Source organism: Ferrovibrio sp., from assembly GCF_025869515.1.
Taxonomy (GTDB): Bacteria; Pseudomonadota; Alphaproteobacteria; order Ferrovibrionales; family Ferrovibrionaceae; genus Ferrovibrio.
This window is the reverse complement of the sequence record NZ_JAOZVR010000110.1, coordinates 22,992-34,910: the sequence shown is the minus strand read 5'-3', so window position 1 is coordinate 34,910 and position 11,919 is coordinate 22,992. Positions and strand designations below refer to the sequence as shown.

The 11,919-nt window shown below is 67.9% G+C and carries 11 protein-coding genes; 7 read left to right on the top strand and 4 right to left on the bottom strand.

The window, feature by feature from the left end:
* The 3 genes from OJJ21_RS19360 to OJJ21_RS19350 all read left to right on the top strand — a co-directional run.
* Positions 1-2,024 (top strand): efflux RND transporter permease subunit (locus OJJ21_RS19360; RefSeq protein ID WP_297688923.1); only part of this gene is annotated, 2,024 nt, incomplete at its 5' end.
* Positions 2,011-3,177: an efflux RND transporter periplasmic adaptor subunit gene (locus OJJ21_RS19355; protein ID WP_297688921.1), complete on the top strand. Its 1,167-nt coding sequence runs from the start codon at positions 2,011-2,013 to the stop codon at positions 3,175-3,177. The genes OJJ21_RS19360 and OJJ21_RS19355, both read left to right, overlap by 14 nt.
* Positions 3,158-4,633, top strand: a complete 1,476-nt coding sequence (locus OJJ21_RS19350; RefSeq protein ID WP_297688918.1) for an efflux transporter outer membrane subunit — start codon at positions 3,158-3,160, stop codon at positions 4,631-4,633. The genes OJJ21_RS19355 and OJJ21_RS19350 overlap by 20 nt, the downstream gene beginning before the upstream one ends.
* A 4-nt stretch (positions 4,634-4,637) precedes the next feature.
* Here the strand turns inward: OJJ21_RS19350 and OJJ21_RS19345 are convergent, their stop codons facing one another.
* From OJJ21_RS19345 to OJJ21_RS19335, 3 genes are all read right to left on the bottom strand, one after another.
* On the bottom strand, positions 4,638-4,979 hold the full coding sequence (locus OJJ21_RS19345; protein WP_297688916.1) for a hypothetical protein: 342 nt from the start codon (positions 4,977-4,979) through the stop codon (positions 4,638-4,640).
* 65 nt (positions 4,980-5,044) lie between these two features.
* Positions 5,045-6,016 (bottom strand): universal stress protein, encoded by a 972-nt coding sequence (locus OJJ21_RS19340; protein ID WP_297688914.1) that lies wholly within the window; start codon positions 6,014-6,016, stop codon positions 5,045-5,047.
* Positions 6,017-6,050: 34 nt separating this feature from the next.
* The gene (locus OJJ21_RS19335; protein WP_297688912.1) at positions 6,051-6,959 is read right to left on the bottom strand and encodes a bestrophin family ion channel; all 909 of its coding nucleotides are present in this window, start codon (positions 6,957-6,959) and stop codon (positions 6,051-6,053) included.
* A gap of 215 nt (positions 6,960-7,174) precedes the next feature.
* Here OJJ21_RS19335 and OJJ21_RS19330 point away from each other — a divergent pair, with 215 nt between their 5' ends.
* From OJJ21_RS19330 to OJJ21_RS19320, 3 genes are all read left to right on the top strand, one after another.
* Positions 7,175-8,599, top strand: a complete 1,425-nt coding sequence (locus tag OJJ21_RS19330) for an ATP-binding protein (RefSeq protein WP_297688910.1) — start codon at positions 7,175-7,177, stop codon at positions 8,597-8,599.
* Positions 8,592-9,233, top strand: coding sequence for a response regulator transcription factor (locus OJJ21_RS19325; protein WP_297688907.1), 642 nt, complete (start codon positions 8,592-8,594; stop codon positions 9,231-9,233). The genes OJJ21_RS19330 and OJJ21_RS19325 overlap by 8 nt, the downstream gene beginning before the upstream one ends.
* A 75-nt stretch (positions 9,234-9,308) precedes the next feature.
* Complete coding sequence (locus OJJ21_RS19320; protein ID WP_297688905.1) at positions 9,309-10,643, top strand: leucine-rich repeat-containing protein kinase family protein; 1,335 nt, start codon at positions 9,309-9,311, stop codon at positions 10,641-10,643.
* A 382-nt stretch (positions 10,644-11,025) separates the two neighbouring features.
* On the opposite strand, the gene OJJ21_RS19315 is transcribed toward OJJ21_RS19320, so the two are convergent.
* Positions 11,026-11,634: a hypothetical protein gene (locus OJJ21_RS19315; protein WP_297688902.1), complete on the bottom strand. Its 609-nt coding sequence runs from the start codon at positions 11,632-11,634 to the stop codon at positions 11,026-11,028.
* Here OJJ21_RS19315 and OJJ21_RS19310 point away from each other — a divergent pair.
* Positions 11,633-11,917, top strand: coding sequence for a hypothetical protein (locus OJJ21_RS19310; protein ID WP_297688900.1), 285 nt, complete (start codon positions 11,633-11,635; stop codon positions 11,915-11,917). The two genes, OJJ21_RS19315 and OJJ21_RS19310, sit on opposite strands and share 2 nt — an antisense overlap.
* The last annotated feature ends 2 nt before the right edge of the window (positions 11,918-11,919 follow it).

Here is an 11,919-nt window from a genome sequence, read left to right as displayed (position 1 = left end):
TCGGCATCCTGGTCGACGATGCCACCGTGACCATCGAGAACATCAACTGGCATCTCGAACAGGGCAAGGACGTCGAGACCGCGATCCTCGACGGTGCCGCGCAGATCGTCACGCCAGCGTTCGTGTCGCTGCTGTGCATCTGCATCGTGTTCGTGCCGATGTTCTTCCTCGAAGGTATCGCCCGCTTCCTGTTCGTGCCGATGGCGATGAGCGTGATGTTCGCGATGGTCTGCTCGTTCATCCTGTCGCGCACGCTGGTGCCGACGATGGCCAAGTACTTGCTGAAGCCACACGCGCCGCACACGGACCTGCACGGCAACAACGCGGCGCTGCCGCCGTCGCGCAATCCGCTGGCGCGCTTCCAGCGCGGCTTCGAAGCACGCTTCGAGCGCATCCGCGACGGCTACCACCAGTGGCTGCAGCTGGCGGTGAAGCATCGCCGCGGCTTCGTCGCCGGCTTCATCGCGGTGATCGCGCTGTCATTCCTGCTGGTGCCGGCGCTGGGGCGCAACTTCTTCCCGGCGGTGGACACCGGGCAGATGCTGCTGCATGCGCGGGTTCCGGTCGGCACGCGCCTGGAAGAAACCTCGCGCTACTTCGCGCAGATCCAGGATTCGATCCGCCGCGTTATTCCGCCGCAGGAGATCGCGGTGATCACCGACAACATCGGCCTGCCGTCGTCGCCGATCAACAATGCTTACAACAACACCGGCACCATCGGCCCCCAGGACGGCGATATCCAGATCGCACTGAACAAGGACCACAAGCCGACCGCCGATTACATGCGCGAGCTGCGCGAGCGGCTGCCGCGTGAATTCCCGATGGTCACGTTCTCGTTCCTGCCGGCCGACATCACCAGCCAGATCCTGAACTTCGGCAGCCCGTCGCCAATCACGGTGCAGATTCGCGGACGGGCGCTGGCCGAGAACCGCGCCTACGCCAAGGAGCTGCTGCGCAAGATCCGCCAGATTCCGGGCATTGCCGACGCGCGTATCCAGCAGACCGCGAACTATCCGACGCTGAATGTCGACATCGACCGCGCCCGCGCCCAGCAGCTTGGCATCACTTCGCGCGACGTCACCAACAGCATGGTGATTTCGCTCGCCGGTTCCAGTCAGGTCGCGCCGCTGTGGTGGCTGAATCCCGAAAACGGCGTGCCGTACCAGGTCGTCGCGCAGATTCCGCAGTACAAGCTCGACACGCTGCCGGGGCTGGAAAGCCTGCCGGTGAACGCGGTCAATGCCACGGAGCCGCAGGTGCTCGGCGCCATCAGCGAGATCACCCGCAGCGTGACACCGGCCGTGATCAGCAACCGCGACATCCTGCCGGTGATCGACATCTTCGCGACGCCGCAGGGCCGCGATCTGGGCAGCATCGCCACCGACGTGCAGAAGGTCATCGACGAATCGGCCAAGGCTGCCCCGCTCGGCACCACGGTGACGCTGCGCGGTCAGATCACGACGATGAACCAGGCTTTCACCGGCCTGCTGCTCGGCCTGCTCGGCGCGGTCGTGCTGATCTACCTGCTGATCGTCGTGAACTTCCAGTCCTGGGCTGATCCGTTCGTGATCATCACCGCACTGCCAGCCGCACTCGCCGGCATCGTCTGGATATTGTTCACTACGCAGACGCCGCTGTCGGTACCGGCGCTGACCGGCGCGATCATGTGCATGGGCGTATCGACCGCGAACTCGATCCTGGTGATCAGCTTCGCGCGCGAACGCCTGCTCGCGACCGGCAACGCGGTTCAGGCCGCGCTGGAAGCCGGCTTCACCCGTTTCCGCCCGGTGCTGATGACCGCACTGGCGATGATCATCGGCATGGCGCCGATGGCGCTCGGCCTGGGCGAAGGTGGCGAACAGAACGCCCCGCTGGGCCGCGCGGTGATCGGCGGCCTGATGTTCGCGACCACCGCAACGCTGTTCTTCGTACCGATCGTATTCAGCATCGTCCATGCGCGTCATGGCCGCGCATCGTCTTCGTCTTCTGCTCCAGTCTCGGGACACCCTCATGTCGTCAACTGATTCCACTCCGGCCACGCGCGGCCCGCGCACTGCCGGCATCGTCGGCGCCTGCGTCGCGATCGCGATTGTCGCGATCGGCCTGACCCAGCGCGCGCGCAGCAGTAGCGCGCTGCAGGACTGGACCGCCGCCAACGTGATCCCGAGCGTGATCGTCGCCGAGCCCCAGCCGCTGGGAGACGCCAGCGGCCTGCAGCTGCCGGGCCGCCTCGAGGCCTACTACAACGCACCGATCTACGCGCGCGCCAACGGCTATCTGAAGAAGTGGTACGTCGACATCGGCGCACCGGTGAAAGCCGGCCAGCTGCTCGCGGAGATCGAAACGCCGGACCTGGACCAGGAGCTGGCACAGATGCGCGCCAACCTGGTCAGGGCCGAGGCCGATGCCAAGCTCGCCGAAAGCACCGCCAAGCGCTGGCAGGCGATGCTCGGCACCGACGCGGTGTCGACCCAGGAAGTCGACGAAAAGGCCGGCGACTACGCCGCCAAGAAAGCTGCCGCGCTGGCCGCGCGCGCCGCGGTCGACGCGCTGGTGGCGACGCAGAACTTCCGCCGCATCGTCGCGCCGTTCGACGGCGTGGTGACCTCGCGCTCCACCGATCTCGGCGCGCTGATCAGCTCCGGCGCCAGCAACGGCCCGGCGCTGTTCACGGTTGCGGACACGCGCAAGCTGCGCGTCTACGTGCAGGTGCCTCAGAGCTTCATGCCGGCGATCAAGATCGGCGGCCAAGCCGAACTCGGCCTGCCCGAATATCCGGGCCGCACGTTCACCGCGACGGTGCAGAACCTGGCGGGATCGGTGAATGCGCGCTCCGGCGGCAGCCTGGTACAGCTGGTGGTCGACAACGCCGATGGCACGCTGCCGGCCGGCGGCTACGCCGACGTCAAACTGCTGATTCCGCCGGGCGCCGGCAGTCTGTCGATCCCGGCCAGCAGCCTGATCTTTTCGCGCGACGGCCTGCGTGTCGCCGTGCTCGGCGACAACAACACGGTGACGATGAAGGACATCGCGATCAGCCGCGATCTCGGCAAGACCGTGGAGGTCTCCGGCCTCGACGCCAAGGACCGCATCATCGACAGCCCGCCGGAGTCGCTGATGGCCGGCGACAAGGTGCAGCTCGCCGCCGAGAAGGGCCATGACGCCAAGAAGAGCTGAAGTGTCGCGCCAGCGTTTCCTGAAAACCGCGCTGGCCGGCGCGGCAGCGCTGGCGCTGAGCGGCTGCCTGGCGCCGAAGTACCAGCTGCCCGCGGTGCCGGTCGCCGGCGATTACAAGGAAGCCGCCGGACATCGCGACTGGACCGCGGCCGCGCCGGCCGACCAGCTCGATCGCGGCAACTGGTGGACGCTGTACCGTGACGACACGCTGGACTCGCTGGTCGCAAGGCTAGAGCAGAACAGCCCGACGCTGGCGGCCGCGCTGGCGCGCTACGACCAGGCACGCGCGTACTACGATCAGAGCCGTGTGTCGCTGTTCCCGAGGCTGTCGCTGAGTGGCCAGTACGAGCCGAACCGCGGCTCCGACATGCGCCCGCCCAGCGGCAGCGACACGCGCTATTTCAAGGACAATTCGCTCGGCCTGCAGGCCAGCTACGAAGTCGACCTGTGGGGCCGCGTGCGCAACAGCGTCAAGGCCGGCGACGCCAGCTTCGTCGCTGCCGGCGACGATCTGGCGTCGGCGCAGCTGAGCCTGCGCGCGCAGCTGGTCGACCAGTATCTGCAGCTGCGCGGCCTCGACAACACCGTGGATCTGCTGAACCGCAATGTCGACGCGTTTGCACGCGCGCTGGAGCTGACGCAGTCACGACGCGACGGCGGCATCGCCTCCGGCCTCGACGTCGCCCGCGCCCGCACGCAGCTGCAGGCCGCCAAGGCGCAGCGCTCGACGTCGATGGGCCAGCGCGCGGTGCAGGAGCATGCGATCGCGGCGCTGATCGGCGAATCGCCGTCGAGCTTCAGCATCGCGCCGAAAACCACCCGGCTCGCCGTGCCGCAGCTGCCGACCGACGTGCCGTCGACGCTGCTGCAGCGCCGCCCCGACATCGCCGCCGCCGAGCGCCGCACCGCGGCCGCCAACGCCAGCGTCGGCGTCGCCCGCGCGGCCTGGTTCCCCAGCCTGACGCTGGGCGGCACGGTCGGCTACCAGAGCTATCAGGGCAGCGACTGGTTCAAGGCATCGAACCTGTTCTGGTCGATAGGCCCGAGCCTGGCGCTGGACCTGCTCGACGGCGGCCGCCGCGCGGCGCAGGTCGACCAGGCACGCGCGCTGCTCGACGAAGCCGGCGCCCGCTATCGGGTGACCGTGCTGCAGGCTTTCGCCGAAGTGGAAGACAACCTCGCACTGCTCGACCGCTACCAGGACGCGGCCGAAGAAGAAGCGCAGGCGGTGGCAGCCTCCGAGCACGCTGTGGAACTGGCGACGATTCGTTACCGCCAGGGCGCGGTGAATTATCTGGAAGTGACCACGGCGCAGAGCGCGGCGCTGGACGCGCAGCGCGACCTGGTCACGATCGACACCGAGCGTCTGCGCGCCAGCGTCGCACTGATCCGCGCGCTCGGCGGCGGCTGGGCCAACCCCGCGCCGGCGGTGGCCAGCGCAGCGCCGCCGCCTTGATCGCTCAGGCGCGCTCGACGCGATCCTTGACCGCCTTGTGGTCCAGGGCCGCCTGGCGCATCAGGTCGCGGAACTCTTTGGCGCTGATCGCACCGGCGATGCGACGCGGCAGCGCGTCGTTCAAGGCACGGGCGTAGGCGCGCGTCGCGTCGGCCAGCAGTTCGGCGTAAATCGGCCGCAGCTTGTCACTGCCGAGGCCGGCGGCCCGCTTCATCGACTCCATGATCGTGTCCAGCGCGCGCGTCGCCGCGGCGCTGTCGGCGGTGTCGATCCTGCCCTCGCCGACTGCGGCCGCCGCATCGCTGACGAGGCCGCGCAGCCTGGCGGTGGTGACTTCGCTGGACATCGATCGCCGCTCCGGTATTGCAATGGGCGGCGAGCATACGCCGCCGCGGGCCTCGGAGCGTAGGCTCAGGCGAACAGCAGGCGCAGGCTGGCGTCGTGCCCGCTGCTGCGAGCCACCCGCGGTGGTCGCGCGAAACGCGGCAGCGTCGGCAGACGCAAGGTCGGCGTCGGGCCCGGCGGCAGCATCGGATCGAAGCCCTCGTCGTCGCGCGGCGGCACGCAGATCAGCAGATAGCGCGACGCGCCCGCACTGCTCAGCGATGCCCGCAGCAGGCGGCTATGTATCGTCGCATCGCGGTCGGCAACCAGGATGTTCGCGCGGCTGCGGCGCAGCAGCTTTTGCAGCACCTGCGCGGCACTGCCGGTCGCCAGCTGCAGGCGGATCGTCAGATCGTCGCCGAGATGGTCGACGATGTGATCGAGCCAGCGCGTCGCGGCGGACGCGGCGAACGGACGCGGCGCGGTCATCGCTTCCATCATCAGGCCCTCGCTGATCTCCGGCAACGCATAGAACAGATGCAGCTCGGCGCCGCGACGACGCGCGATCGCGGCCGCTTCGCGCAGATGGTCGAGCCGGCGTTCGCGTCCGGTCAGCCAGCAGGCGACGTGTCCGCCGGGCTGCGGCGGCTCGGGGATCGCGTCGGTGTACGGCAGCGTCATCATCGGCGTGACGACGTCGCGCAATACGCGAGTCCGTAGCGATACGTGCAGCGGACGCGGCAAAAAGCGGCGCGAGCTCGGCGGCATTACCAGCAGTGCCTGTGGATGTTCGCGGCAGAACGCGGCGATGCCGCGTGCCGGGTCGCCGGACAGTAGCACGCGTTCGCAGCCCGGATAATTCGCGGCCTCGGCGAAGAACGAATGCAGCGCACGCTGTGCGGTCGCCTGCTCGCCACGCGCATGCACGTGCAATAACGTCAGCCGCGCCTGCAGCGCGTCGACCCACTGCGCCACCAGCGGAATCGCGCTGTGGCAGGCTTCGGAGAAATTCGTGGCGAACACGAGCTGGCGCGGAAACACCGGCACATTGGCAGTCATGGATGGCTCCTGGGTATAGAAAGCATCGGGGGAATCAGTAGACGAAGCCGTCGATCGCGGCGACTTCGGGCAGCGGACGGCGCTGGTCGAGCATTTCGCGCAGCACCAGCTCGATGCCGCGCGACAGCGCGGTCATCGGCGTGTCGTTGATGGTGTTTTCGAACGGGTCTTCGATCGCGCCGCTGGCGCTGTCGATCGCGATCAGCGTGAAACTGATCAGCGCCGACGCCACCGGCGTCACCGCGCCGAGGCCGGCAACCAGGCCCAGCGGCACCAGCCAGCAATAGGCATCGATCAACACGCGCGGCAGCGTGCTGAACTGGCGCGGCAGCGGCGTGTTCTTGATGCGCTCGCAGGCGCCCTGGATGTTCGCGAGCGTGGTCAGGCTGGCGTCGAGCGCGCTCCAGCGCAGGCTGTCGATCATCCCCAGCTCGCGCGCCTGATGCAGCAGCTGCGCCTGGCGCAGCGTCAGCGCGTTGGGCACGTTGCCGTAGAGCCGCAGGCCCTCGGCGCGCTCGAACCCGAGCAGGCCGACCAGTTCGGGCTGCGGGTTCTGGCGCCGCAGATGGCAGCGCAGCGCGTGTACGAACGCAACCTGATGCAGCACCAGGTCGTCGCGCAGCTTTATATGCCGCGGCTCTTGCGGATCGGCGTCGAACGCGGTCAGCGCCTGCCGCGCGATCGCGCGCGAGGTGTTGACCAGCTGCCCCCACAGCTGGCGCGCCTCCCACCAACGGCCATAAGCGGCGTTGGCGCGGAACGCCAGAAAGATCGCCAGCGCCGAACCCAGCGGCGCCAGCGGCAGCGCGTCCAGCGACAGCCAGTGCCAGTCCAGCAGCACGTAACAGCCGGCGACCGCGCAATCGAACGCCAGCAGCAACAGCAGCCTTTTATAGGTGCCGGGCCAGATGCGTTTCAGCGGAAAGGACTCTCGCAGGATCATCTCGGGGCTACTTCCGTTGCGGGCGATGCATCGCGTCGTATGCGTTGCGATCCATTAAAGGCCTGCAGTGGTGGCGCGTCTGCTATCGAAACGTCATCGCTCGTCGTGGATCGCGGCGACGAAGGTCGCGCGCCGGACTATCTTTCGATAGATCGAGGAACCGACGGCGCATCCGGTGATCTGATCAGGTTCTTCGAACGTGGAAACAACTGCTCATGCCGCCGCTGCGCATCGGTCAATACGGAATCAGCCTGAGCCAGCCCGCGGTGCTGGCGACCGCCGCGACCATGCTCAGCGCGCTGGTGATGGCCGAGTGGTATTCGCGCCTCGGCGTATCGCTGGGCCTGCTGTACATCCTGCCGGTCGTGCTCGCCGCAACCGTGCTGTCAAGGCGGCAGATCGTGCTCGCGGCCTGCGCCTGCGCCGCGGCGCGCGGGCTGTTCGTGATGCACGAGACGCCGCTGGAACAGGCGCTGCGCTTTTCGATGGCCGCGGTTGCCTACGCCGGTTGCGGCCTGCTGGTCGCCGAGATCAGCCGACGCCGGCGCGCGATGCTGGAACATTACGCGCGGCTGCGCGCCGAGCAGCGGCTGCGGCGTCGCGCCGAACGCCGGCTGCGCCTGCTCGCCGACAGCAGCCCGGCGGCGATCCTGACCGTGGACAGCGACGGCCGCATCATCGCCGCCAACCGCGCCACGCAGGACATGATGGAACTCGACGAAGAACAGAGTGCGGTCGGGCGGCCGGTCGGCGACTTTCTGCCGGTGCTCGCCGACGCGCTGTCGATGAGCGCCAGCGTCGGCGACCTGCGCACCTCGACCAGCACCTGGGGCCGGCGCGCCGACGGCAGCGCGTTTCCGGCGACGACCTGGTTCTCGGTCTACGGCGATGGCGACGGCCGCAAGCTTGCGGCGATCGTCGCCGACGCGTCCGACGAAGTGCGCGAACGCGAGGTTGCGCACTTCAGCGATCTGCAGAATCACAACCGCCTGCTGGCCGGCGCGGTGTCGCACGAAATTCGCAACCTGTGCTCGGCTGCCGGCGTCGTCGCGTCCAACCTGGCGCGGCATCCGGCGATGCACGGCGACCCCGATCTGGCGGCGCTGCAAAGCCTGGTGCGCGCCTTGCTCGAACTCGCGTCCTTCGACCTGCGCCAGCAGGCCGAGCCCGGCAGCGGCGGCCACCTGCGGCTGCAGGCGCTGTGTACCGAACTCCAGCTGATCATCGGCCCGGACTGGGCTGACCTCGACGGCGCGATCGAGGTGCACGTGCCCGCCGACTTTCCGGCGGTACGCGGCAACCGCCAGGCCTTGCTGCAGGTGCTGCTGAACCTGTCGCAGAACGCCTTGCGCGCGGTGAGCACGCGGCCCGCACGCCAGCTGCGGCTGGCGGCGCGCATCGACGGCGACCGTGCGGTGCTGGCGGTGCAGGACTCCGGCCCTGGAATCCGCGACGCAGCGACGCTGTTCCAGCCGTTCCGGCCCGGCGCCGATGGTACCGGACTCGGGCTCTATATCTCGCGCACGCTGATGGCGCACCAGGGCGGACAGTTGCGGCACGTCGCCGGCGCTGCGAGCGGCGGCGCCTGCTTCGAGCTGCTTTTGCCGCTGGCCTCGTCGGCCGAGGCGGCGCATGGCTGACGGTACGCCGCCTCCGATCCGCCTGTACCTGCTCGACGATCACACGCTGTTCCGCGAAGGCCTGCGGCGCCTGCTCGACGCCGACGCGCGCTTCGCCGTTGTCGGCCACGGCGGTTCGATCGCGCAATCGCTGGCCGAGATCGACACGCTGTGCCCGGACGTGGTGATCGTCGATTACGATCTCGGCGAGCACACCGCGCTGGACTTCGCGCGCGAGCCGCGGCGATCGGCCTCGGGCTCGCTGCTGGTGGTGACGGCCGGCCTGCCGGAGCGCGACGCGCTGGAGCTGATCCGCCTCGGCATCTCCGGCATCTGCCGCAAGGAAGTGTCGCCGGACGAGCTCAAGAACAGCATCCACGCGGTGGCGATGGGCCAGGTACTGATCGAGCAGCGCTACCTGCAGGCCATCGTCACCGCCGCGCAGGAACCGGCGCGCGTCGGTTTCACCGAGCGCGAGCGCGCGGTGTTGCGCGGGTTGCTGCAGGGGCTGTCGAACAAGCAGATCGGGCGCCGTCTCGGCAGCTCGGAGAGCGCAGTCAAGGCCAGCTTCCAGCAGTTGTTCAACAAGCTCGACGTGCGCTCTCGCAGCCAGCTGGTGATGGTCGTGATCCAGAATTACCGCGATCTGATCTGAGCCCCCGCGGCAGCGGCGCGCCGGGCCGCGAAGCGTATCCTGTACGCTTCGCGCTCCCCTACTCGCGATATCGGCATGCACACACTCGCGCAACTGCGCTCCGGAGAACTGGCCGGCATCCGGCGGCTGGATCTGAGCTGCGGGCTGAGCGAACTGCCGCGCGAGGTCTTCGATCTGGCGGACACGCTGGAAGTGCTGAACCTGTCCGGCAACGCGCTGAGCACTCTGCCCGACGACCTGCCGCGGCTGACGCGGCTGCGCGTGCTGTTCTGCTCGGACAACTCGTTCACCGAACTGCCCGCGGTGGTCGGGCAATGCCCGGCTCTGGACACGGTCGGCTTCAAGGCCAACCGCATCCGCCATGTGCCGGCGGCGGCGCTGTCGCCGCAGCTGCGCTGGCTGATCCTGACCGACAACTGCATCACTGAGCTGCCCGCCGCGATCGGCCGTTGTACGCGCCTGCAGAAATTGATGCTGGCCGGCAACCAGCTGACGCAACTGCCGGCCGAGATGGCGGGTTGCACCGGGCTGGAACTGCTGCGCATCGCCGCCAACCAGCTGGCCTCGCTGCCGGCGTGGCTGTTCGACCTGCCGCGGCTTTCGTGGCTGGCCTATGCGGGCAACCCGTTCAGCGACATCAGCGAAGCCGAGGCGGTCGCCGAACATCCGGCGGCGGACATCGCCTGGCCGCGATTGACACTGCAGACGCAGCTCGGCGAAGGCGCGTCCGGCGTGATCCATCGCGCGCTGTGGCAGCGCGATACCGCGAGCGCGCCGGCGCTGCCGGTCGCGGTGAAACTGTTCAAGGGCGCGGTCACCAGCGACGGCCTGCCGCGCAGCGAAATGGACGCCTGCATCGCCGCCGGCCGCCATCCGAACCTGATTCCGGTCGAAGGCCGCATCAGCGGCCATCCGCAGGCGACGCCGGGGCTGGTGATGCAGCTGATCGACCCAGTGTTCCGCAACCTCGCCGGCCCGCCCAGCCTGGCCTCCTGCACCCGCGATGTGTATCCGCCGGGCACGCGCTGGTCGGCCGACACCGCCGTGAAAATGGCGCGCGGCCTGGCCGCGGCCACCGCGCATCTGCACGCGCGCGGCATCCTGCACGGCGATCTGTATGCGCATAACACGCTGTGGAACGGCGCCGGCGACTGCCTGATCGGCGACTTCGGCGCGGCCTCGTTCTTCGCGCCCGGCGCAGCGGCGCAATCGCAGGCCCTGCAGCGCCTCGAAGTCCGCGCCTACGGCTGCCTGCTGGAAGAGCTGCTGCAGCATTGCGACGAACCCGCCGCCGTCGCAAACGACAGCAGGCTGACGCAGCTTGCGGCGCTGAAGGCGCGTTGCCTGCAAGCGCCACTGGCGCAGCGGCCGCTGATGGACGAGATCGAGTGCGAACTGGCAGCGCTTTAGCAGCATCGCCCGATGCTGTTACGAAAAAGCCCGGCATCAGCAGGCCGGGCTTCTAAGCGCTTGATTTGTTGGTGGTGATGAGTGGAATCGAACCACCGACCTCAGCATTATGAGCCGAAAGGTTTCCCACCGAGATTCCGCCAACACGGCTGTAACTTGTTGATCGAGATGCGATCATAGCGCCTCTGGCTAGGAAGCAACACCCCAAAACCTCCTAGGTTACGAGGTGCAATCTGTCCCGAATCTGTCCCGGGCGGCGGCCGTTTCCACCTTCAAAAATTCGGGATACCGCCAAGAGTCGGATACGCGACTTTGAGGGTCCAGATAATGAAGGAATCAATCCTAGACGGCGCCCTGTCGCCGTCGCCCTTGCAGCTTGAGCTCATCGACAGTGCGGGGCTCGGACTCCTTTTGGGTCTTGGCAATGGCAACCCGAGTTCAGCCGCACGCGCAATACGCTCGCGGCTCGAACGCCAACATGCTCTTCCACCGTGCGTGAGCATTCCCGGATTGCGCAGGCGCCTCTGGCGCCGGTCCACGGTTGAACTTTGGCTCGCCAGCTATGAGGCACCGGTTCGCCGCCCCCAAGGCGGTCGGCCTCGGAAGATCGACCTCCTTGCGCTGGGTCGCACCAAGCTTCGAGATACGCCGAAGCTTTAAGCAGACGGTACTGCACCAGCGCCATGCGGATAATCGTCGGCTGGCTGAAGTGACGGTAGGGATCGGTCAGAAAGCCGGCCTCGCTGACCTGGAACTCCAGTGTGAGCTGGGGCGCCGGCAGCTTGAACTCGGGAATCGGCAGTACGCCGCTGGCCGCCAGCTCGCGGCGCATCACCTCGCCGCCGACTGGCAGCAGGTAGCGCTTGCTCTTGCGCAGCTGCGCGATGAGATGGCGCACGATCGGCGCATCGTTGGCCATCTCCGGATCTGCCGCGGCACCGTAGGCGAAAGCGTCGAGCGATTCGATGGCGGCAGGAACAGCGGTTTTCATGCATGCGCTGGAGGAGTCGGTCGCGCATCGGGACGATGTGAACAGTGCGTATATCGCCCCTCAGTTTGGCCCCTGCGCCGGCTACAAGGGCGACGTGACGGCCCTCCTGTATCCGTTGATTCGTGCCATCCACCACGAGGCGACGACTCTGACAGCGACCGACAAGGACCACAAAACTCTCGATCGACTCTGCCGCCGCGCGCGAGGGATGGACGTGACCAACGAGCGTATGCCCTGCGATATCGAAGAGCCGCCCAAAAGCTCGACGACCACCCACAATTGAGG